Annotated in this window: 18 protein-coding genes and 1 tRNA gene; 4 read left to right on the top strand and 15 right to left on the bottom strand. The window is 64.3% G+C overall.

Going from position 1 to position 21,946, the window contains the following annotated elements; genetic code table 11:
- Positions 1 to 2,163, top strand: a 2,163-nt coding sequence (locus QZY01_RS08840; protein ID WP_294536030.1) for an autotransporter-associated beta strand repeat-containing protein, incomplete at its 5' end; no start/stop codon positions are given.
- A gap of 33 nt (positions 2,164 to 2,196) precedes the next feature.
- Here QZY01_RS08840 and QZY01_RS08835 read toward each other — a convergent pair.
- The 6 genes from QZY01_RS08835 to QZY01_RS08810 form a co-directional block, all read right to left on the bottom strand.
- Positions 2,197 to 2,949 carry a FecR domain-containing protein gene (locus QZY01_RS08835; protein WP_294536027.1) on the bottom strand — a complete coding sequence of 251 codons (753 nt, stop codon included), beginning with the start codon at positions 2,947 to 2,949 and terminating at the stop codon, positions 2,197 to 2,199.
- Between the two features lie 144 nt (positions 2,950 to 3,093).
- Entirely contained in the window at positions 3,094 to 5,328 is a 2,235-nt protein-coding gene (locus QZY01_RS08830; RefSeq protein WP_294536025.1) for an adenylate/guanylate cyclase domain-containing protein, read from the bottom strand.
- Positions 5,329 to 5,385: 57 nt separating this feature from the next.
- Positions 5,386 to 5,787, bottom strand: a complete 402-nt coding sequence (locus tag QZY01_RS08825) for a DUF3307 domain-containing protein (protein ID WP_294536024.1) — start codon at positions 5,785 to 5,787, stop codon at positions 5,386 to 5,388.
- Between the two features lie 160 nt (positions 5,788 to 5,947).
- Entirely contained in the window at positions 5,948 to 6,604 is a 657-nt protein-coding gene (locus QZY01_RS08820; protein ID WP_294536021.1) for a cyclic nucleotide-binding domain-containing protein, read from the bottom strand.
- 301 nt (positions 6,605 to 6,905) lie between these two features.
- A complete protein-coding gene (locus QZY01_RS08815) occupies positions 6,906 to 9,194 on the bottom strand; it encodes a SulP family inorganic anion transporter (RefSeq protein ID WP_294536018.1) in 2,289 nt (762 codons plus the stop codon).
- Between the two features lie 209 nt (positions 9,195 to 9,403).
- Entirely contained in the window at positions 9,404 to 10,078 is a 675-nt protein-coding gene (locus tag QZY01_RS08810; protein WP_294536016.1) for a hypothetical protein, read from the bottom strand.
- 31 nt (positions 10,079 to 10,109) lie between these two features.
- Between QZY01_RS08810 and QZY01_RS08805 the strand changes: the two genes are divergently transcribed.
- The 3 genes from QZY01_RS08805 (at position 10,110) to QZY01_RS08795 (ending at position 13,690) form a co-directional block, all read left to right on the top strand.
- Positions 10,110 to 11,255: an AGE family epimerase/isomerase gene (locus tag QZY01_RS08805; RefSeq protein WP_294536013.1), complete on the top strand. Its 1,146-nt coding sequence runs from the start codon at positions 10,110 to 10,112 to the stop codon at positions 11,253 to 11,255.
- A gap of 90 nt (positions 11,256 to 11,345) precedes the next feature.
- A complete protein-coding gene (gene rfaE1, locus QZY01_RS08800) occupies positions 11,346 to 12,851 on the top strand; it encodes a D-glycero-beta-D-manno-heptose-7-phosphate kinase (protein ID WP_342394891.1) in 1,506 nt (501 codons plus the stop codon).
- 218 nt (positions 12,852 to 13,069) lie between these two features.
- Positions 13,070 to 13,690: a class I SAM-dependent methyltransferase gene (locus tag QZY01_RS08795; protein ID WP_294536008.1), complete on the top strand. Its 621-nt coding sequence runs from the start codon at positions 13,070 to 13,072 to the stop codon at positions 13,688 to 13,690.
- Positions 13,691 to 13,778: 88 nt separating this feature from the next.
- Here QZY01_RS08795 and QZY01_RS08790 read toward each other — a convergent pair whose 3' ends face one another.
- The 9 genes from QZY01_RS08790 to QZY01_RS08750 all read right to left on the bottom strand — a co-directional run.
- Positions 13,779 to 15,086, bottom strand: a complete 1,308-nt coding sequence (locus QZY01_RS08790; protein ID WP_294536005.1) for a hypothetical protein — start codon at positions 15,084 to 15,086, stop codon at positions 13,779 to 13,781.
- Positions 15,087 to 15,123: 37 nt separating this feature from the next.
- Positions 15,124 to 16,329 carry a glycosyltransferase family 9 protein gene (locus QZY01_RS08785; RefSeq protein ID WP_294536003.1) on the bottom strand — a complete coding sequence of 402 codons (1,206 nt, stop codon included), beginning with the start codon at positions 16,327 to 16,329 and terminating at the stop codon, positions 15,124 to 15,126.
- Positions 16,326 to 17,102, bottom strand: a complete 777-nt coding sequence (locus tag QZY01_RS08780) for a class I SAM-dependent methyltransferase (protein WP_294536000.1) — start codon at positions 17,100 to 17,102, stop codon at positions 16,326 to 16,328. The genes QZY01_RS08785 and QZY01_RS08780 overlap by 4 nt, the downstream gene beginning before the upstream one ends.
- A gap of 2 nt (positions 17,103 to 17,104) precedes the next feature.
- Positions 17,105 to 18,043: a lysylphosphatidylglycerol synthase transmembrane domain-containing protein gene (locus QZY01_RS08775; protein ID WP_294536035.1), complete on the bottom strand. Its 939-nt coding sequence runs from the start codon at positions 18,041 to 18,043 to the stop codon at positions 17,105 to 17,107.
- A gap of 122 nt (positions 18,044 to 18,165) precedes the next feature.
- Positions 18,166 to 18,537: a hypothetical protein gene (locus QZY01_RS08770; protein WP_294535998.1), complete on the bottom strand. Its 372-nt coding sequence runs from the start codon at positions 18,535 to 18,537 to the stop codon at positions 18,166 to 18,168.
- Between the two features lie 399 nt (positions 18,538 to 18,936).
- Positions 18,937 to 19,012: transfer RNA gene (locus QZY01_RS08765), tRNA-Glu, on the bottom strand.
- A gap of 112 nt (positions 19,013 to 19,124) precedes the next feature.
- Positions 19,125 to 20,927, bottom strand: a complete 1,803-nt coding sequence (recJ, locus tag QZY01_RS08760) for a single-stranded-DNA-specific exonuclease RecJ (protein WP_294535995.1) — start codon at positions 20,925 to 20,927, stop codon at positions 19,125 to 19,127.
- The gene (locus QZY01_RS08755) at positions 20,917 to 21,513 is read right to left on the bottom strand and encodes a glutathione S-transferase family protein (RefSeq protein WP_294535993.1); all 597 of its coding nucleotides are present in this window, start codon (positions 21,511 to 21,513) and stop codon (positions 20,917 to 20,919) included. Before QZY01_RS08755 ends, recJ begins: the two co-directional genes overlap by 11 nt.
- A 121-nt stretch (positions 21,514 to 21,634) precedes the next feature.
- Positions 21,635 to 21,946: ACT domain-containing protein (locus QZY01_RS08750; protein WP_294535990.1), on the bottom strand; the 312-nt coding region annotated here is incomplete at its 5' end.

Raw genomic sequence — 21,946 nt, 5'->3', positions numbered from 1 at the left:
CTGAACACTTATGCCGGCGGAACTTATCTCAATGCCGGGGCGCTGGTCGCCGGCAACGCCGCCGCGCTCGGCTCCGGCGGCGTGACGCTGGCCGATGGCGTGCGCCTCGCCTTCGGCGGGCCGATGACCTTCGCCAATTCCATCGCCTTGGCCGGCCCCGCCGGGGCGAGCCTCGACACCGGCGCGGCCGATATCGCCCTGTCCGGCGTCGTCTCCGGCCCCGGCGCCTTGACGAAAATCGGCTCGGGCGCGCTGACCCTCGCCGGCATGAACAACTATGCAGGCGGAACGTATCTCAATGCGGGGGCGCTGGTCGCCGGCAACGCCGCCGCGCTCGGCTCCGGCGGCGTGACGCTGGCCGATGGCGCGCGCCTCGCCTTCGCCGGGCCGATGACCCTCGCCAATTCCATCGCCCTGGCTGGTCCCGCCGGCGCGAAGCTCGACACCGGCGCGGCCGATATCGCCCTGTCCGGCGTCGTCTCCGGCCCCGGCGCCTTGACGAAAATCGGCTCGGGCGCGCTGACGCTCGCCGGCGCCAATACCTATGCCGGCGGAACTTTTCTCGACGCCGGCAGTCTGGCGATCGCCAATGCAAAGGCGCTTGGCTCGGGCGCGCTGTCCATGGCGGATAATACGACGCTGGTCTTCAAGGGCGCGGCCAGTTTGTCGAACCGGATTATTCTTGCCGGCGCGGGCGATCAGACGATCGATACGGGCAACGCCGCCGTGACGCTGTCCGGCGTCGTCTCCGGCCCCGGCGCCTTGACCAAGATCGGCTCTGGCGTGCTGACGCTCGCCGGCGCGAGCGCCTATGCAGGCGCGACGCTGGTTTCGCAGGGGACGCTGGAGGTGGATGGCTCGATCGCCTCCGCGACGACCGTCGCCCCGGGCGCCGCGCTCACCGGTTCGGGCGTCGTTGGCGGCATCGGCATCCTGCCCGGCGGCGCGCTGGCGCCCGGCAGGCCCGGCAACCCGTTCGGCGCCCTCCATGCGACGGGCAATGTGTCGTTCGCTCCCGGCTCGACATATCTCGTCACCCTCAATCCGACCGCATCGAGCCTGTTATCAACCAGCGGCGCCGCGAGCCTCGCCGGCGCCGTCGCCGCGACCTGGACCGGCGGAACGCCGAACGCCGGCGCGCGCTACACCATCCTGACCGCCAGCGACGGCGTCAAGGGAACCTTCAGCGGCCTCACCTTCCAGGGTCTGAGCACCAATCTGCCGCTGCTCGCCTATGACGCCAACGACGTCTATCTGGTCTTTTCGGGGGTGAGCGGCGCTTCCGTGCTGGCTTCGGCGCAAAAACTCGCGGGCGACCGCCAGGGCGCGATGGTCACCAACCAGGTCCTCACCAGCGTCCTCGGCGGCATCAACGAACAGATCAACTGCACCAATTGCATGAGCGGCTTCGGTTCGGTGGGCTCACTCAGCGCCGGCGTCCACGGCCGCCTCACGATCAATTCCAACCTCGCCTTGCTGGGCGGCGCCGCCTACAGCCAGTACAAGAACGGCGCCGTCTTTGTCACCAGCGCGCCGCTTTTCCTTACCGCCTTGCGCTATGACAAGACGGAATGGGGATCGTCGCGCCCCTTCGCCGAGATCGGCGTCTCGGCTTCGCCCTGGCAGCAGGTGACCTATTCGCGAACATACGATGACGGGGGATTGGTCCGCAGCGGCCGCGGCACTTCCATGGCCAATAATTTCGCCACCTTCGGCAAACTTGGCTGGATCGCGCGCTTTTCCCCGATCGACGAGGCGGCGGTCCACATCGCCGTTTCCCGCAACTGGCAGATCGTCCGGGGCTATACCGAAAGCGGCGCGAATAATCCATTCCCCGCAACCGTCGCCGGCGGAACCGATCTGATGAACATTGCCGGCTTCGGCGGCCAATGGACGCATCTTTTCGGCCAGCACCTCGAAGCGCAGATGGGCCTCGCGCTGGAACAGTCCTTTGGCTCGCGCAGCGGCGTCTCGGCGGCTGTCACAGGGTTCAGCACGGGCGCGATCGGCGCCGGCGAATATCATTGGGTCGAATACGGGGCGCGACTGGGCTATCGGATCGGCAATGGCTTCGTCGCCGATATTTTCGTCGATGGAACCTTGGGCGCGCAACCGGTCGGCAACACCATTCACGGCGGCCTGGGCCTGCGCTACGCGCTGTGACTTGCGCCCCTCAGGCCGCGCGGTTTGCGACGCTTATCGCCCGCAAAGCTTGCCCGCGGGCGTGATGCCCGGCGCGCTCAGGCCGGCGACCTGGTCGCGCGAGCAAAGCGCCGGATCGGAACCGCAGGCGGCCGAGGCAAAGGAAAACGGCGCCGCGGCGTTTTTCGTGCCCGCGGAGGTGACGACAATCGTGTCGCCCGCCTTCAGCAATTCTCCGCAATCGAATTTCCTGAGGCTGCCCGCGCCCAGTTTGCGCGGATCGCCGTCAAAACGCGAACGCGGGCATACCACGGCCTGTCCCTCGACCAGCGAAACGACCGTGCGGCCGGGCTGCGCCAATACGTCGAGGATGGTGCCGCGCACGCCGATCGTCGCATTGCCGGTCTTGATTTCATAAGCGTCTTTCGGGGAGGTTCCCGAACTGAAGCGAAAGGCGCCTTTCGCCAGATTCACCGCGGCGCGGGAATAGCTCGCGTCGTCATTGAACACGAAGCGGTCCAGCTTGACGGTGGAGGAGGCGCCGAGCGCCAGATTGGTCGCATCGACGAAGACGAATTTCGCCGAACTCTCCGGCCCGGTGCGCACCGATTCATTGCGAAACACCGAATCGTCGACCCTTATCGCCGCGCCATTTTCGACCCGGCGAACGTCATTATTCGCCAGCGTCGCGCTGCCGATGCGGTCCTCGGCGCGCGCGGCGGCGCCCGTCAGCACGTTGGCCAGCGCGGCGACGCCGATAAAAAACGAAAAGCGCATCATGAATCCCGGCAACTCGAAAAATGCCACAAGCTCAAGCTCCTTCGCCTGGAAATCGAAAGCTGTCCGGCTGCATCCTCCCGGCCTCGCGCCGTTATGGATAAAACCATCATAGCGCAGCCGCAAGCGTCTGAACAGACTTGGCTCCGGACTTGGCGGACTTGGCCCCAGGCGCTATTTGCCCGCGAGCGAGACGAGCGGCGGCCGGGGAACTTGCGCAGGGTTCGACGCCGCGACGAGGAAACACGAGCCCAGGAAGGCGTAAAGCGCGCGCCAGTGCGACGGCGCGGTGCGTTCGAGCGACTCCGCGCCTTGCGCCGCCTGCGCGGCATCGCCCGCCCGCCAGGCCTCGAACATCGCCTTGTGATCCTTGCTCCACAAGCTGAAATCGGCGCTCGCCGCGAAATCGGCGTCGCCCGCCAGTGCGAAGATTGCGACCGGAGCGCTGCGGCCCTTGACCTTGACCGAATCGAGTTCGAGCCAGGCGACGCCGGGGGCTCTCGCGGCGACGGACCCGGCGGCGACAATATCGACGCCATAGGCTTTGCTGGCGCCCTCCAGGCGCGATGCAAGATTGACGTTGTCGCCAAGCACCGAATAGTCGAACCGGCGGGTCGAACCCATATTGCCGACGCTGCACGGCCCGAGGTTGAGGCCGATCCCCATAGCGACCGGCTTGAATGGATAGCCGCCCCGCAGCGCCTGTTCTTCCCGCTGCGCGTTGAACTTTTCCAGCTCCAGCCGCATCTGCAAGGCCGCTTCGACCGCCCGGCGGCCATGATCGACGACATCGAGCGGCGCATTCCAGAACGCCACGATCGCATCGCCGATATATTTGTCGACCGTTCCTTCGGCGGCGAGAATGGCGTCGGTCATCGGCGTCAGGTAGGCGTTCATCAGCGCCGTCAGCTCATGCGCGTCGAGACCCTCGGATATTTGGGTGAAATTGCGCAGATCGGAAAACATCACCGTCAATTCGCGGGTTTCCCCGCCCAGCACCAGCCGCTCCGGCTGTTCGGCCAGACGTTCGACGACGAGCGGCGACAGAAATTTGCCGAAAGCGGCCTGAATCTGGCCTTTGACGTTTTGTTCCGCCCGCCACAGCGCCAGCGTGCCCGTCAGCGTTTGCCAGGCCACCGCCAGAGCCGGCAGCACGGGATTGATGAGGCAGCGGGCCAGGGTGAAAGAGAAAAAGGACCCGGCGAACAGACCGGCGACGATCAGGGCGACGCCGGCGCCGCCGGCCAGCGGCGACAAGGCCGGCAAGGCGGCGGCGACCGACAGCGTCAGCAGCAGGGTCAGCGCCAGTTCCCCTCCCCGGCTCCAGTCGGGCCGCGTCAGCAGGCGGTTGGCGAGAATCTGTTCGACGATTTCCGCGTGGATCTCGACGCCGGCCATGGCGGGTTCAAGCGGGGTGGCCCGGATATCGCCGAGCCCTGCCGCCGTCGGCCCGACGAGAATGATGCGGCCCTGAATTTCGCTCTCCGCAACGCCGCCATCGAGAATCGAGGCGATCGACAGAATCCGCCGCGGGTCGGCCGGCGAGAAATTGGGCCTAATCTCGCCATGGGCGCTGGTGGCGATGTCGATATCGCCGACGCGCAGGGCGTTCACCCCTGTCCTCGCGCCAAAGTCGCTCTGTCCGCTGGCGTTGGCCGAGCGGATCAGGATGGTCGAGGCCCCGAGCGCGAGACGCAGCGATTCGAGCGCCAGCGACGGGGCGAGCCGGTCGCCGAGCCGAACCAGCAAGGGCACCCGGCGCACGACCTGGTCGCGGTCCGGCAGCCAGTTGACGGAGCCGAGTCCGTTCGCCGCTTCGGCCAGTTGCGGCAAAGGGGCGACCACGCCTGCAAAGGCCGGGATGAAGGGGGCGGGATCGTCGCCCGTGGTGGCGAAGCCGACCTTCGCGGAGGCCGGCAAGCCGCCGCCCGACGCGCTCTTGAAGCTGGCCCCCAGCACGGTCGGCGCCTTGGCTAGCGCCGCTGCAAACAGCGCGTCATTGCTTGGCCCCTTGCGCAGCTCTTCTTCCAGGATCGCCGTCTCGGCGCTGCGCGGCAGCAGGGCGAGCAGCGATTCGGGATTGAGGCGATCCGGTTCGGCGAAGACGAAATCGAAGCCGATCGCCGCCGCGCCCATTTCCCGGAGGCGCTCGGTCAATTCGGCGAGGCGGCTGCGCGGCCAGGGCCATTGCCCCAAAGCTTCGAGGCTGCGTTCATCGACCGCGGCGATTCGAACGGGCGCGGCGGGGTCGAAACGGGCGCCGCCCATGCGCTGAAAATTATCGAAAACAATATTGCCCAGATCGACGAGGCCGGGGGGATCGGTCAGGCCGCAAAGGGCGACGCCCGCCAGATTTATGGCCAGAACGGCCAGATAGAGGCGAGGCGCCCGATAGGACTTCAGCTTCAAGACGCCTCTCCCGCATGGAGCCCCGTCAAAGGGACTTTCGCTTCTCCGGGGCCAGACTCAATGCAAGGCCAGAAATAGCGCCAGGCCAAAATCCGTCAGGCGGTGATAGGTCTGATCGATGCCGAGGAGCCACCAGAACCAGGCCTCGGAGGGGCCGAACCCGAATCTGGCGACGAAATAGCCCTTGGCTCGGTCGGCGACGATGTGAATCACGAAATCGACCGGCCCGAGAAACCAGAGGCGCGGCGCGAACGCCAGCAGCAGCGCCAGTGTCAGCGCGCCATGGATCGCGCAATGGACCAGCAGCGGCTCCGCCCAGCCGGTCTTCGCTTCCTTGCCTTCGGCGATCCATTTCGTTTGCAGGAAAAAATCGCCGAACAAATGCTTGATCGACAGCAGCACGACCCAAAAAATCAAAGGTCCGACGGGGACCGAACTGCCGAGCGTAAACGAATCCATGTGTGACACCGATGCAGTCCAGTCTGCGGGGCATTTTGCAAGCAGCCGACCGCAAATGGAAACCTTCGCCCGGCGATGTCAATACGGTATCGGCGCGGAAGCTTCCTGAACCTGTTGTCAGGGCCTGTCCGCCGCCGGAGGCGGCACGTGCCGGCGCGCTTCAAGCTTCGGACGCAAAAGGCGTTTGCGCCCCCGGTCCGGCCTGCTGGCGCGCATGATCGAGATTGGCCTCGAAGCGGCGCACGATCAGTCGCATCAGATAAAGGCCGAATTGCGGATTCTGGAAATAGAGCTGTTCGAATTCCCCATAGGAGATTTTCAGCACCCGGCAATGTCCCCGGCAGCGGGCGGTGGCGGTGCGCCGGCCGTTCTTCGTGAACATCGCCATTTCGCCAAACAGCGCCCCCGGGGCGAGCGAAGCGCCAATTTCCGGCAGATCGATGGCGCCCTCGACCAGCATGAAGGCCGCGTCGGCGGCGTCGCCCTTGCTGAAGAGGATCGATCCTTCCTCGTGGCGGCTCTCATGCATGAAAGGCTGTAGCCATTCGACATTGAGATCGGTTTCCGACGCCGATTTCACACTGGCGATCAGCCGGGTCATCTCCCGCAGCCGGATGAGGTCGACCGGCAGAAGAACTGCATGTTCGATCAAGGCGGAGAGGCTGCCGCCGAGCGCCGCGGCAAGGCCGCCGGCTATGCTCGCCAGAACCGAGGCCGCGCGCAGCGGGATCATCGTGCGCGAAAAGGTCGAAAACAGCGTCGCCGCCATCTCAAGCCAGCCGAAAACCTGCACAATATCTAGAAATTGCAGCGACACGCCCAGCCTCCCCAAGCAAAACGCGCCCGGTCCGTCCGGGGAACGCGCCTGAACCCATCGATCGTTGCAGGGAACCGTTGGCGTCGGAGCCGACCGGCGCCTGCGGGCGCTTTAGCTTCCCAAGAGCTCAAAGCGAATCCAATGCCGTCACGCTAGAACAGGATCGGCAAAAGTGGAAATCGGTTTTTGAAAGTCTCAGGCGCAGGCGTCGTGCGCGCCGCGCGCATCCCCGGATCATCCGCGGCCCTTCGGGAATTGTCCGAAATCAGGGCGGCGGCCCAGGATTTTTTAAAAAATCCGGCTAAAAAGCGGGACGCTTCATGGCGCGCACCAGGCCTTCGATCAGGTGATCCTTGTCCTGGATGCGCATGCAGAGGCGCTGCGCGATGAGACGCTGAAATTCCAGCGCCGCCTGCGGATGCTCGCGCTCCAGCCGGGTCAGGTCTTGCCGGGTGATGCGGGTAATACGGCAACTCGTCTCCGCGACGATCGTCGCCATGCGCGGCGTATCGAGATAAAAGCCGAGCTCCCCGATCATCGTGCCGGCCACGAGGGTTCGCACCCGAATCGGCTCCGCGCCTTCGAAGGCGGTGAAAACCGCCGCTCGTCCGGTCTCGATGAAGGCGAGGTCGTTGGAGGCGTCGCCCTGGCGCATCAAGGCGCCGCCGGCGGGAACATCGAACGATTCGAGACGGCCGAGGATCGCGGCGGCCATCGTCGGATCGCGGAACTCGCCGGCGAGCGCCTGAACCAGCGAAGCTGGCTCGACCGGCCCGCTTGCGTGGGCGCCAAGCGAATTTTCTTCGCAGCGCTCAAGGGCCTGGTCGACCGACGCGACGATCTCGAAACGCGGGCGTTGCGGGGAAGCCATAGCGCCGAGGTGGTCGCGGACAACCGGCGGAACCCCGCAGAAGAGAACATTGACGCCCCGTTCTTCGCCGATCTCGGCGATGCGCTTGAGGCTGGAGATCGCCGAACTGTCCACGCCATCGACCTCGCCGAAATCCAGGATGACGGCGCGCACGCCGGCGCCGAGATCGAATTTTTCGCGAACCTCCCTGAAAAGCCGGTGGGCCGTACCGAAAAACAGAAAGCCCTGAAGGTACAAGACAAGGCGCTCCTGTCCGGTTTCCCGCAACACCCGGCGCTCGGCGGCGGGCCGCCCCACATTGCTGACCGCGACATCGCCGAAATAGGCGGCCCGGATGGGCGGGCCGCCGGCATAGGTGGCGACGAAGCTGACGCAGCCCAGAATAATTCCGGCGAGAACGCCCCAGATGAGGCTGAACTGGATCGAGAGGACGATAATCGTCGGAACGATCGCCCACTCCCGCAGACCCATTTCGCGCCGGGTCAGGAACACCCAACGGTAAAGAAGTCCAAAACCGAGAAAAAACAGCAGGCCGCCGAGAACCGTCACCGGGACGAGACCCAGCGCCTGAGGAAAGGCCGCCGGAACGATCCCCATCAGAATCGCGGAGAGGACCGCGGCCAGGCGGCTCTGGCCGCCCGCCACCTTGAGCGTCATGCTCCGCGCGAAAGCCGTAAACCCGATCGTCCCTCCCGCGCCGCCGCTGAGCAGCGACGCGAAGCCGCCGACGCGCAATTCGCGGTCGATGTCGACTTCCTCGCGCAATGCGGTCTCGAGCCCGGTCGTCGTCAACAGGAGACTGATCGGCGCCACCACCGCCAGCACGATGAGCCCCAGGCTGTGATGGCCAAGGACCGTCCAGTCGATGCGCCCGAAAACGGCCGGACTCCAGGGAATCGTCAAGCCGAGAGCGCCCGGGAAGGCGAGGAGCCAGCCGGCGTCGCGCTGGGCGGCCAGACCCAGTCCGAGGGCAGCGAAAACCGAATGATGCAGCAGGACACAGCCTCCGATCAGCAGCGGAACGGCGAACGGCGACCGCGTGCGCCGCGCCATGAAGGCGAAGGCGCCTGCGACGGCGGCCATGACGACGAGGCGGGCGTCGATGGCGCGATCCAGCAGGATCGCCAGGGCGAGCGTTTGGCCGGCGGCGACCTTGACGGCGCCGGCCGAAATGATCCAGCCGGTGGTGCCGAGGAAACCTGCCGTCACCGGAGTCGGTATGAGCCTGACGACTTTTCCCGCTCCCGCGCAGCCGATGATCAGCAGCAAGGCGCCGGCGACCAGGCCCGCGAGCGCCATTCCGCAGCTTACCGTGGCGAGGATCGAAGCCTGATCCGCGCCGCCCATGTCGATGGCGACCGCCGCCACAAGCGTCGCCATGATCGCCATGGCGTTATTGTCGAGCGTGCCGAAGGCGAATTTGAAGGCGCTTCCGACCGTCGTCGCGAGACCCGCGATGACGGTGGTGAGGAGCATCCCGGAGAACCCCGCGGACCGCGCGAAAGCCAGCGGACCCGAATAGATAAGCGCCGTATAGGACAGGAGATAGGTGGTCTGAACCGGGAACAACACCAGCGCAGCGAGTCCGTCGGCGGCCAGGCTTTCCGCGCGTCGCCGAAAGGCGCCCTTGAGCGGGAGAGACGGCTGGAGCTTTTCCTCGGGCTTCAAGCCTCCGCAATCGCGCTGTTGCTCGCGCGCTATGTCGATTCTCCGGTCCACCTTCGCCGCCCCTTGGCCATGAGATCTGCTCCGGGCGCGCCAAAGCCGCGACGAACAAGATTTCGCCACGATATTTTGTCGCCTTTTGCGCCTAGGCGCAAGCGACCGCTGCGTCGGCCGGCCGAAGCCGAAGGATGCGGTCGTCGCCACCGCTCCGACTTTCCCGCGCGCGACGGCTGGAATAGAGAAAGCGGGGATCGTATCGTCATTCATGGCGGGAATGGCTGGCGGGAGCCGTCGCCATGGCGAACAGGACGCGCGAAAGCGCGCGACGGGAAGCAAACTGGATGGAAAAACACGTTCAAAAAAAAATTGCGCTGCTCGATCGCGATGGCACGATGATCGTCGACAAGGTCTATTTGAGCGACCCCGACGAAATCGAATTTCCGTCCGGCGCCCTTGAAGGCATGCGCCTGTTGCGCGACGAAGGCTTCACCCTGGTGCTTGTCACCAACCAGTCCGGAATAGCGCGCGGCTTTTTCGATGAGGAAACGCTCGAACGCATCCACCGCCGTTTGCGGCAAATGCTGGCCGAGCAGCAGATAGACATCGCCGCCATCTATCATTGCCCCCACGGGCCGGACGAAGGCTGCGACTGTCGCAAACCCTCGCCGGGCATGGTGAAAACGGCGATGCGGGATCTTGACTTTGGGCCTGACCAAGCCGTCATGATCGGCGATAGCGATGCGGATATGGGCCTGGCGAAAGCCGTCGGCGTTCCGGGAGTGCGGATTGGCGCCGGCCAAGGCTGCGCCAGGGATTTTTTGGAAGCGGCGGCATTGGCCTGCGCGATGTTGAAGACGGATTGAGTAATTTCGGTCACGCCGCCTGTTTTGTAAATGAATAACCCCCTTGCGTGAGGCCCAATTGGTTTCGCCGGTCAACAAAGTCGAAGATCCTGTAGCGGCGCTCCGCGTGCGCATCGAGTCCTGGCTCATCGACAGCGCTTTGCCGCTCTGGGCCGGCGCAGGGTTTGAGGACCGGGCGGGAACCTTCCATGAGCGGCTGGACTTGAACGGCGCTCCCATAATTGACGTCCCCCGGCGGCTGATGGTTCAGGCTCGGCAAATCAGCGTTTACGCGGCGGCTTCTATTTCCGGGCGCTATTCCGACGGCGCACAACTCGCCTTGCGCGCCGCCGACAAAATGATCGGCGCCTATTTCGAAGGCGACGGCGCGCCGGGTTGGCTGTTCTCGGTTTCCCCGGATGGCCGTCCGGCAGACCACAAACGCGACCTTTACGCCCACGCATTTGTGCTTTTCGCCCTCGCCTGGATCATCCGGCTGGATAATGCCCAACGACACCGCAATGTTCTTGACAAAACGCTGATTTTCCTCGATCGCGCGCTCGCCGATCCCTTAAATGGAGGCTATCGGGATTGTCTGCCCCGCGCCGACGGAATCCGCAGGCAGAACCCTCATATGCACCTGTTCGAAGCCTTGATCGCGCTTCATGAAACGACGCGTCGCGACGACATCCTGCGAAGGGCCCAAGCCCTTCGCGCTTTGGCGGTGAAACGGTTCCTCAACCCGGCGACCGGCGCCTTGTGCGAATATTTCGACGACGAATGGAACATATATCCTGCTCCGGGACGAGGCAGCGTCGAGCCTGGACACTTGTTCGAATGGGCCTGGCTGCTGCGTCAATATGAGCGCGCATCGGACGAACCGCAGGATGGGCCCGTCGCGGCGCTCCTGAGCATGGGAATGAGGTTCGGTCTTTCCGACGCCAGTGGCAGGATTGTCGATGAAATCAGCGAACAGGGCGTCGTTCGAGCCCGCTCAAGCCGGTGCTGGCCCCACACCGAAGCCCTCAAGGCCCTGTGCGAAGAAGCAATCCGCGGAGAGCGGAAATATCATGCCCCTCTTCTTCGCATCGCTGAGCGCCTCCTCGGCCATTATTGTCTGCCCGATCTGTCGGGAGGATGGATCGATCAGCTCGATGACGCCGACCGGCCTATAAGTAAATTCACGCCGGCGAGCACCCTGTACCATCTTTATTTCGCCTTCGATAATGCTATCAAATTGTTTTATTTGGACAAAAATCTACACGCCCGGTAACTAAAACAAGAATGACCCTTGAGAGTGCCGGCAGAGACTTGCACCTCTTCTACTTTGCCCCTATAATATTTTGGTAAAGTCGGCGGAGCAATGGGGTGGTTTTCGGCCATGAATGCTTCATGGATCTCCAAATGGCGAGGCGCCAAGATATTTGTCCTGGGCGACGTCATGCTCGACAAATTCGTCTACGGGCAAGTCGAGCGTATTTCGCCCGAAGCCCCCGTCCCTGTCATGCATTTCCAATCCGAGAAATTAATGCTTGGCGGCGCCGCGAACGTTGCGCGCAATATTGCGGCGCTCGGAGGCGAGGCGATCCTTGTCGGGGCCGTCGGCGACGATGAACAGGGCGACCAGGTCGCCGGTCCGCTGGTCTGCGACGATGGCGTCGTCGGTCGCTTCGTTCGCCTGCCCGGCCACCCGACCACGACCAAGGTGCGCTATGTATCCGGCGGCCATCAGATCATGCGGCTCGACATCGAGCGGCGCGCCGCTCTCGGTCCCGATCATCATGACACGATTTGCGGGTGGCTGAACGAGTCGCTCGAAGAAATTTCCGCGTTGGTGCTGTCGGACTACGCCAAGGGCGTGCTCGATCCGAGGCTGGCGCGCAGGGTTATCGACGCCGCCCGCGCGAGACGCCTTCCGGTGATCGTCGACACCAAGTCGCTCGACCTGGCCCCTTATGCGGGGGCGACCGTGATCACGCCGAACGCGAGGGAGGCGGCTGCGATTGCGGGTGTCCAATGCGTGGACGACCAACAGGCCGAGATCGCGGTGAAGATCCTGCTCGACCGCGCCAAGGTCGAGTCCGTCGTGCTCACGCGCGGCGCGCAGGGCATGAGCATCTACGATCCGGCCGACCCCGAAGGCGCAATCGCTCATGTTCCGACGCGCGCGCTTGAAGTGTTCGACGTCTCCGGCGCCGGCGACACGGTCGTGGCGGCGCTTGCGCTCTCGCTCTGCGCCGGCGCGTCGATAAGAACCTCGGCCAACATCGGCAACGCCGCCGCGGGCATCGCCGTCGGCAAGCGCGGCACCGCCGCCATTGGCGCGCGGGAATTGGCCACAGCGCTCGGCGGGGTCCGGGAGGGCGACCCGAAAATCGTCGAAAACGACGTCGCGGCGGAGGTCGTCGCCGACTGGAGGGCGCAGCGCCTCAAGGTCGGCTTCACCAACGGGTGTTTCGACTTGCTGCATCCAGGTCATGTCGATCTGCTCAAGCGCGCCCGCGCCTCCTGCGACCGGCTGGTTGTCGCGCTGAACGCCGACGCCTCGGTCAGAAGACTCAAGGGCGAGACGCGGCCGGTCCAGAACGAGCATGCGCGATCCGCGGTCATGGCGGCGATCGACAGCGTCGATCTCGTGACCCTGTTCGACGAAGACACCCCGTTGCGGCTGATTCAACTCCTGAAACCGGATTTTCTGATCAAGGGCGCCGATTATACGGTCGCGGCCGTGGTCGGCGCCGACTTCGTCGCCTCTTATGGCGGCCGGGTCGTGCTCGTGCCGATCAATGAAGGACACAGCACGACATCGATCATCGCCCGATCTTCCGCCAAGGCGCGCGACTTTCCGGCGCACGCATTCGGCGAGTGAGGGCCGGAACCGATTGACCTGGGGCGGAACGCTTCGCTCCGGGATCGGGAAGCTGGCGACTGACGCTGGCCTGCCTTTGATGCTTGGCCTTTGCAGCGGTCCCAGGAATTCCGCGTGAAACGAGAGGCGACCGGAGCACGGCTGGATTTTTTGAGCGTGGCCGTCGTTCGGGCCAGCCGCTCTCCTTTCATGTTCCCGTTGTCCGCCATGGTGAGGATATGATGCGAATCGACAAATCGCAAAAGTTCGATCAGTACTACTCGTCTTTAACGAATAGATTTTTGTTTCGCTGGGTGGACCACGCCAAGCGAAGTGTGCTCGCAACAGCATTTGGCGAGCGCGCCGGGATAAAAATACTGGATCTGGGCTGCGGCGCTGGCGCGGTGTCAAATATCTTGATCCCGAGACACCGGGTTTTTGGCGTCGACCACGACGCAGGAATTTTGGAACAGGCCAAAGCCAACGGGCTCGAAACGGCTGTCGGCGCCCTTGACGCGGTCCCGTTTGAAGACGGATTTTTTGACGCCGTTGTCATGATCGATTCGATCGAGCATGTCCCAAGTCGGGAGAGAGCATTCTCGGAGGTGAAGCGAGTCCTGCGGCCGGACGGCGCCCTTGTCCTGATTACGCCTGCTTATGACAATCCGCTGTGGAATCTTGGCGAATGGTTTGGTCTGTTGGCGTCCGGACGGAAAGAATCGGGCCATGTCTCGCCCTTCACAGCGGAATCCTTGCGGTTCTTCCTTGCCAGGGACTATTCGGACATCCAGATCGGCCGTTTGAATTTCACCATGTGGCTTTATGGGGTCGCTCGACTCCAGGCGTCGAAAGCCGCATAAACCTCGCCAACAAGCCGCGCGAACCTGGTCTCGATGGCGCGACTTTTCGCGGAAGCGTATCGGCGCCTCGCAATGGCCTTCCGACCCTTTACGCCGTGCTGGCGGTGGGGGCCGATGTGCGACCTGTCCAGCCGGACAGCCAGGTTTCGATCGGGCCGGCCGCCTGAACCGCGAGGAATATCGCCCATAGTTCGAAGCAAAGGATCGTGTGCCGATACATCAGATTAATGTGGTGGTGCGCATGGGCGGGCATGGCCACATACCATCCGGACGACGCGACGACCCCGATCAAACCCATCAAGACCCAGCGTCCGAGCAGGTTGAAGGCGGCGAGCCCGCTTCGGATGCGCGAGACGGCGACCGCCAGAAAGCCGAGCGCAACCAGCAGCCAGGCGGGGCCGAGCGTCAGCCTGAGAAAGCGGAAGGAATGCAACGTGTAGTATTCGAGATGAAGGGCGAATGGCTGCCTCGAAAAAAAGTAGTGCCCCAGGTTGGCGATGACCGTTCCGCTCCACCCGTTCACCATGTCGGTTTCATTGGCCGCGCGCCAGCGCGCCGAGTCCTTAAAATCGGCGATCGCTGCACTCAAAGATCCAAAATAGGCCCAGACTTCGACGAAATGGAGCAGGTGAGCGAAAGTGAACCCCAACCCGGCGACAAAGCAACGTTCCATCGCGAGCCGCCAGCGAGGGTCGTATCCGGGCGTAATGACCGGCAGCGAGAGTTCGACCGCCAGAGGCGTCAGAACGACCAAGAAGATCTGGTCGAACGACAGCCAGCCCTGGAGGAAGCCCAAGAGGAGGAAGGGCCAGCGCAACCTGTTGCGCCCGATCGCGACGCCGATCTCCACCAGCAGCAGCGCCAGCGCGTAGCCGAATTCATGGATGGAGGTATAGGCGTCGCTGAACGGAACGACCGTAAGGCTGACCAGCATGACGAGCCAGCCGGCGACGGCGCCAAACCGACGACGGACGCTGAGCCCGAAGAATGTCGTCGCCGCCGCGCCGAGAGCGATCGGCAGCAGGCGCAGACGCGAGACGGGCTCCGGACCCAATACGGCCTCGGCGAGATAGAGCAGATATTCGGGGCCCGGCGGATAATGGGTGTAGACGCCGCTTGGCGTCAGCGTGTGCTCAAGTTCCTCGCCCGTGGTCGTCGGAAAGCCCTCATCCGGATAGCGCGGTCCGAACAACACATTTCCGAGGCCGGCGTCGCGCCAGAAGCCCTGGGCGCGGAATCCGTCGACTTCGCGCAACGCGTTCGCTTCCGAATAAGCATCGACGGGCGAGAGTTTGTCGCCCCAATCGCGGATTTTCCAGACATCGTAGAGCGCGCCGACGCAGCACAGCAGGATAAAAGCCGCCAGCCAGAGACGGCGGGCAAGCGTTCCATTCATGTTCGCCTCGAACGATGCGCCTTGCGGCCTTTGCCATTCAATCATAGGAGACCTCGACGAGACGATAGCCACGATCATTCGGCCCGATCGCCCAGCTGCGGGAGGGCGGCGAGTAGGCGCTTTCAAGAGCTGTCGGACCGCCGCCGAGGGCGGCCGGGATGCAAATGCGCGCCCCGTGGCAAGGCGGGGTCTCATGAACGTGGATGCAGGGCGAGCAGAGCAATTTGGAATAATACACGACGTCCGGCGCCGCTCCGGGACGCAACCGCGTCGCCGGGTCGGTCGGCCCCCAGAAGCTCGTGGCGGGAACCTTGAGCGCACGCGCCAGATGGACCAGGAGGGAATCGATCCCGAAAAACCGTTCCGCGCGGGCGAGCACGGCGGCGGACTGCGCGAGGCTCAGCTGTCCGGAAAGGTCGCTGCCGAAACCAAGCTCGGCGACGATCGCCTGGCACAGGGGCCGGTCTCCGGGACCGCCGAGGAGAACCACGCCGGCGCCGTTCAGATCGGCGGACGACAGCACTTGGCGCCATTCGTCCGGCCGCAACTGCCGTTCCTTGCCGAAGTCGGAACAGGCCGGCGCGACAATCACGTAGCGCGACGGCAGATCCAGCGCCAGCGGCAGCGGCGTCGCCGACACGCGCGCGGAATAGGCGGCGTTGAAACGGGAGACAGGAACGCGATCCATTCCGAACCAGGCGACCAGCGTATCGTAATAGCCGTACACCGCTCCTTGCGCATTGAAGAAGTTCATGTGCGTATAGAAACCGCGCCGCCAGAAGACCGCCTCGTCTACGAATCCGATACGATTGCGCACCGTGGTGAGCAGCGTGAAGATGACCGAAAGACGCGAATGGACTTCGAGATCGATGACGTGGTCGCACTGCCGCGCGATGTTGAAGATGGCGCGCAGGTTCGACGCGACAAAACGGATGAGGCTCGACTCGTCGATCGTCCAGCAGGCGTCGAACCATTCGTTGCCCTCGGCAAATCCGGTGACGGCTTTCGTGCCGACCAGGAAAAAGCCGCCGCCGGGGAATGTCCCGCGAATCGCCTGCAACGACGGCATGGCCTGGAACAGGCTGCCGGCGCCGACCATCTTGACGACCGCGCAGCCCCGCCGCCGCGAAAGCGAATGGTCGCGCCTGAGCAGCAGGCCCAGGCCGTGGACCGGGAGGAAAAGGAGAATAAGGAGAAAACCGCCGAGCCAGAAGTCGACGAACTGTTTGCTGCGAAATTTCATGCGCCGGTCGTCCGTTTCGGCGAACTTGGCTCGCCCGGCGGCGCCGGAGATAAATCCTGTATGACAACCGCCTGGCGGTCCAACGCCGCGCAACGGTAGTCGAACCGCTCGGCGGCGACAAATTCGGCCCCGTCGTTGAACTGCCCTTCCCGGTAGCCCCGGAAGCCGTGGTAGTCGTCGAGGATGACGACGCTGTTCGGCGTCAGCCGGCCCTTGATGAGGTCAAGCACCTCTTTTGTCGCCGGACAGGTGTCGCAGTCGATATGCAGCAGGGCGACCGGCCCCGGGTTCGAAGCGAGAAATCCAGGCAGCGTGTCGCGGAACCAGCCCGCCAGCAGCTTCACATTCGGGCGCACGCGCGGCAACCGGCCGGCAAGATCGAACGTGCCCTTCGCGTGACCGACCCCCGCCCAATCCTCCTGCAAGCCCTGGAACGAGTCGAACCCGTAGATTGAGCCGGGCGCGCTGCGCGCGATGTAGTTCAGCGAATAGGCCTTGTATACGCCGAATTCGAGCCAAAGGCCCTCTCCTTCGGCGTTTCGGATGGCGAAGTCCCAGAGCCCTTCGCGTGTCGCGATTCCGAGCGCCTGCGGCATGGAGGCTTCGATGTAATCGGCCGACTCGCTGACGGCGCGCCTTTCGAGCACGGCGAGAACATTATGGTCGAGCGACACGGATTTGAGGAGCAATCCGAACGGCCCCTCGATCACTTGACGTACCGTACGACCGACCCATCCCAGTCCTGCCGATTGCAGTTGCGACAATTGGGCCATGATTATCGATCCACGGTGAGTGTGACGACGCCCGGGGTTGTCCCTTCACGCCCGCGCCATCCGATCGCCCAGACCAATAGCCCCGGCAATCCTGACACCATGCCAAACAGACCGAACAACAAAGAGAGCGAAAGGGCCTGGACCGCCGGCACCCCCGCCCGTCCAAGCAGAAAGACCAGCGCCCCCTCCCGAACGCCCCAGCCCCCGAGGGAGATCGGCAGTATGGTGACCATTGTCACGGCCGGCATGATGGCGAGCATGTCCCAGGCCGAGGCTTTCACGTCCAGCGCATCGCCGAGAGAAATTGCCGCGAGCGTAAAGTTCAGATTGCTGACAATGCTGGCGAAGGCCAGAAGACCGCCCCAACGGGAGGTCGCCAGACGCCTGGCGGGTTCGGCCGCATAGGTCAACGCATGCCCAAGTCTCAATCGCGAGGGTATCGGCATGCGGTCGGCGACGAGCAGCAGGGCAAGGCCGGCCAGACCCGCCGCCAGCGCCGCGCCGGCGATCCAGATTGGCCTCCGATCGCCGGTGAGTTCGGCGAGCAGCGGCGATGTCGCCAGCGCCAAAGCCAGCACGCCGAGAACCATGAACACCCGTTCGGCCATGACGCTTTGCAGAGACGCACGCAGGTTGTACCCGTGCCGTGACGCGAGCACGACGCGGGCGCCATCGCCGGCGACCGAAGGAAGCGCCTGCCCGAAAACGAGAGCCGCCGAGAACAGCACCGTCAGTTCAGGAAGGCGCGCGGAAACGCCTATTCCGCGAAAGGCCAACCACCAACGCAAACCTCCAAGTAACGGAACAATAAAGAAAATAATCAATGCAAGGGCGAGTTTCGCCCAGGACGCCGCTGCGAGGCTTTCCCGGACGGCCGAAAGGTCGACCCGACTGACAAGGAAAGTCACCAGCAGCGCGGAAACAGCGGTTTTCGCGATCAACCCAAGGGCCGAACGCCAGGAATTTCTAATCTCAGTCAAACGCGCCCCCAAAAATTTCGAAAATGAATGTTTCCATTTCCACGATAGTAACAAGTTTTGACAATTGCGCAACGCATCGCAATCTATCCTGTGTCGGCGTCACAGCCTATGTCCAGTTTGGGCAGCGCACGATCTGTCCGGTAAACTCCCAGCCTTTCGGGGTTTTGTAATGCGCCGGACCGAAGCCCGACAAGTTGTAGCGCATGCTCAAGTTGATGGGCATTTTGAGCCGTTGCGAAGCGGCGGGGTTCAGTTGGCTGCAGGCCGCCGCGCTTTTTGGCTTGGGCGCGCACAAGTTGCGGCGCCGGCGCCGGCGCCGGCGTTTTGAGGCCGATGGCGAAGCGGACCTTTTGGACCGGCGGCTTGCCAAAACATCGGGCAAATGGGCTCCAGTCGATCGCGAGATCGAAGTGAAAAAGGCTGCGCCCGATGCGTTTCTTTGGCTTCGAGGCCAAGCCTTTTCACGATCGCCCGACCCGCGATCCGGGCTTCCGCCCGGACGCCGGCCCCGCCACGGTCCGATCGCCAGCGAGGGGGGCCGGCGGCCCAAACCCTTCGCCTTTCGAGACCTTCTTGGTGAGATCGAGATAGGTCGCCAAGGGGTCAAGCGCCCTGGCTCCCGATCGGAATTTCGACTGATGGACCACTAGCATCCGGTAAGGGTCGGACCCGCAAGCCGATGACGATAAGCATCGGAGGTGGTCGGGCGCAATCGCGAAAATAATAAGCACAGATCTCACATTCATCGGAATTATAGCCCCCGATGGACGCATTTGGGCGCGCTAGGATTCTCCCGAAAAGTTCCCACAATGGGAGCTTCTCGGCGCAAAATGCGCCAAACTTGTTGATTTTTCTGGCGCGCCCAAGGGGAATCGAACCCCTGTTTTCGCCGTGAAAGGGCGACGTCCTGGACCGCTAGACGATGGGCGCGGAACGCTGGAGGCGGGTTGATCCCGTGACCGTCCTTGCGAAGTGGGGCGACGTATAGACGGGCCTCGGGGCGCTGGCAAGCCTTCACCCTTTGTCGCCTGAGGTTTTTTGTTCAGGCCGCCCCGCCCGGACGGCAGAAAGCCAGATCGACCAGACGCGCCTTGACCCGCGCCTTGCCGCCCCAATGGTCCAGCGACAAGGTGCAGGCCAGATTCGCCCGCTCGCCGCGCGCCCGCGCCAAAGCCGCCCCCAACGGCCCCTGCGCCGCGCGGAACGCCGCCAGTTCCAGCCGCGCGCCGTCGCCCGCCTGCGCGCGAATGCGCAGGTGGTCGTCGCCAAACGGCGTCGCCTCGACGATTCGGTGTTCCGGCAGGACAAAGACCGGCTCCGGATTGCCGGCGCCGAAGGGTCCCGCCTTTTCGATCTCCTCGACCAGCGCCGGCGTGCAGGCCGAGGCCGTCAGCAGCCCATCCACCGCCAGCCCGGCCTCTTTCCGCGATTGCGCCACCTTGTCGCCCATCGCCTGTTCGAGATAGGCGCGAAATTCCTCGATCCGGTCGCGCCGGATCGTCACGCCCGCCGCCATGGCGTGGCCGCCGCCCTTGACCAGCAGGCCCCGCTCCACCGCCGCGCGGACGATTTTACCGAGATCGACGCCTGCGATCGAGCGCGCCGATCCCGTTCCAACGTCTCCGGACAGAGCAATGGCGAAGGCCGGACGCGCGAAGATTTCCTTGAGACGCGACGCCACCAGTCCTACGATGCCCGGCTGCCAATCCACCCCGCAGGCGACGACGCAGGCGCCCTCCTCCGCTGCGCCGAGACTCTTGTAGGCTTCGCCGAGCGCCTCTTCGACCATGCCCTTTTCGAGCGCCTGGCGCTCGCCATTGAGCCGGTCGAGTTCCGCCGCGACGCCGGCCGCCTCGTTGTCGTCGCGCATCAGCAACAGCCGCGCGCCCAGCGCCGCGTCACCGATCCGGCCGCCGGCATTGATGCGCGGGCCGAGCAGAAAACCCAGATGATAGGCGCGCGGCGGCCCATTGAGTCCGGCGACATCGGCCAGGGCGCGCAGGCCGACGCGGCCGCGCGCCTTCATCAGCGCCAGTCCCTTGACGACAAAGGCGCGGTTGAGGCCGGTCAGCGGCGCCACGTCCGCCACCGTCGCCAGCGCGACGAGGTCGAGGCCAAGCAGCAGATCGGGCGGCAGGCGCTCGCGCCAGTAACCGCGTTCCCGCAAGGCCCGGTTGAGCGCCACCAGAGCGACGAAAACCACGCCCGCCGCGCAGAGCGCGCCCTGGCCCGACACGTCGTCCTGGCGGTTGGGATTGACCACCAAAGCCTCGGGCAGGATTTCCGGCGCCTGATGGTGATCGAGCACGATCACGTCGAGGCCCAGCCGGCGCGCCTCGACAAACGGCTCGAAACTGGTCGTGCCGCAATCGACCGTCACCAGCAGCGTCGCGCCGCGCGCCGCGAGCGCGCCAATCGCCTCGGCGTTGGGTCCATAGCCTTCGGTGATGCGGTCGGGAATGTGGATCAGGCGTTTGACGCCGCAATAGTCCAGAAATTCGCCGAGCAGCGCCGAGGAGCAGGCGCCATCGACGTCATAATCGCCGAAAATGGCGATGGTTTCGCCCCCGGTGACGGCGTCGGCGAGGCGTTCGGTCGCCTCGCGCATGGCGGTGAAGGAAAAAGGCTCGGGCAGCAGGGCGCGCAGAGTCGGATCGAGATGGCTTTCCGCCGCCTCCGGCCCGACCCCCCTTCCAGCGAGAACCCGCGACAAGAGGTCTGACAGGCCCGTCTGCTGGGCGATGGCCATGGCGCGCGCCGCGCCTGCCGCGTCGAGCCGGTCGCGCCATGGCCGCCCGAGCGCGGAATTCTCGACGCCGAGCAGGCAGCGCGTTTCAGACGCCATCGGCGTCGATTTTTTGCGCGCGCAAAAAAGCCGCACGCGAGCGACAGCGCTCCAGATAAGCGGAAAACTCCGGGCGCGGCTCCAGCAGTTTGAAGACGTCGATGACGAAATGCAGATCGGAGGCGATCAACACGTCGGCGGCGGAAAATGTCTCGCCGAGCATGTAGGGCGAGGCCGACAGGATTTCCGAAAGCACCTTGAAAACCCGGTCGAACGACCCCCAGCCGGCCGAGCCTTCCGGCATTTCGAGCCTCGCGAATTTCTGGGTGATCGCCATTTCGATCACCGGGCTGAAGAACAGCCATTGCAGGTAGCGCCCCCGCAAAACATCGCCCACGGGCGGGGCGAGGCCGGCCTGCGGAAACTTTTCCGCCAGAAAGGCGACGATGGCGCCGGATTCCGCGACATGGGCGCCGTCGCATTCGAGCGCCGGCACTTTTTCCATCGGATTGATAGCGCGAAAAGCCGGTTGGCGCTGGCCGCCGGCCTGCAAATCGACGCGAACGCGCTCGTAAGGCGCGGCGATTTCCTCCAGCATCCATAAAGCGCGCAGGGAGCGCGTATGGGGCGCCCAATAGACTCGCATTTTTGTTCCTCGCCGCTCCGTCGTGCTTGAACAAATTAGGAACATTTGCGATATAGGTCAAGGCTTGGCGAGAACAAATCCTCAATCCCGTTCAATCCGGTTCGCCGGCGTTCCCAGCGGATCATTCGCGTTCGATGCGAATTACCTGGGGTTTTTCAGCAATATGGCCATCGGCGACAATGGCCGCCAGCGCTTCGCGGATGGTCGCCTCGGTGGTGGCGTAGGTCATCAGCACCACTGGCACGACATCGGCGTCCGGAGCGCCCGGCGCGCGGCGCTGGACGATGCTCTCCAGCGAAATGCCGCGCTCGGCCATGCGCGAGGCGATGGCCGCCGCCGCGCCGATATGGTTGCGTGCGGCGAGCCGAATGTAATAGCCGCCCTCGTGGCGCTGCATCGGCGTTTTCGGCGCCAGGGCCAGATCGTCGACCGG

It is taken from the genome of uncultured Rhodoblastus sp. (assembly GCF_903903185.1).
In the GTDB taxonomy this organism is placed as follows: Bacteria; Pseudomonadota; Alphaproteobacteria; order Rhizobiales; family Beijerinckiaceae; genus Rhodoblastus.
This window is presented reverse-complemented; position numbering and strand designations above follow the sequence as displayed.

Coding starts and splice junctions, on each gene's coding strand:
- QZY01_RS08825 (WP_294536024.1), bottom strand. CDS start 5,787: ATGGATTCGTTTACGCTCGGCAGTTCGGTCCCCGTCGGACCTTTGATT.
- rfaE1 (WP_342394891.1), top strand. CDS start 11,346: ATGGGGTGGTTTTCGGCCATGAATGCTTCATGGATCTCCAAATGGCGA.
- QZY01_RS08795 (WP_294536008.1), top strand. CDS start 13,070: ATGATGCGAATCGACAAATCGCAAAAGTTCGATCAGTACTACTCGTCT.
- QZY01_RS08790 (WP_294536005.1), bottom strand. CDS start 15,086: ATGAATGGAACGCTTGCCCGCCGTCTCTGGCTGGCGGCTTTTATCCTG.
- QZY01_RS08785 (WP_294536003.1), bottom strand. CDS start 16,329: ATGAAATTTCGCAGCAAACAGTTCGTCGACTTCTGGCTCGGCGGTTTT.
- QZY01_RS08780 (WP_294536000.1), bottom strand. CDS start 17,102: ATGGCCCAATTGTCGCAACTGCAATCGGCAGGACTGGGATGGGTCGGT.
- recJ (WP_294535995.1), bottom strand. CDS start 20,927: ATGGCGTCTGAAACGCGCTGCCTGCTCGGCGTCGAGAATTCCGCGCTC.
- QZY01_RS08755 (WP_294535993.1), bottom strand. CDS start 21,513: ATGCGAGTCTATTGGGCGCCCCATACGCGCTCCCTGCGCGCTTTATGG.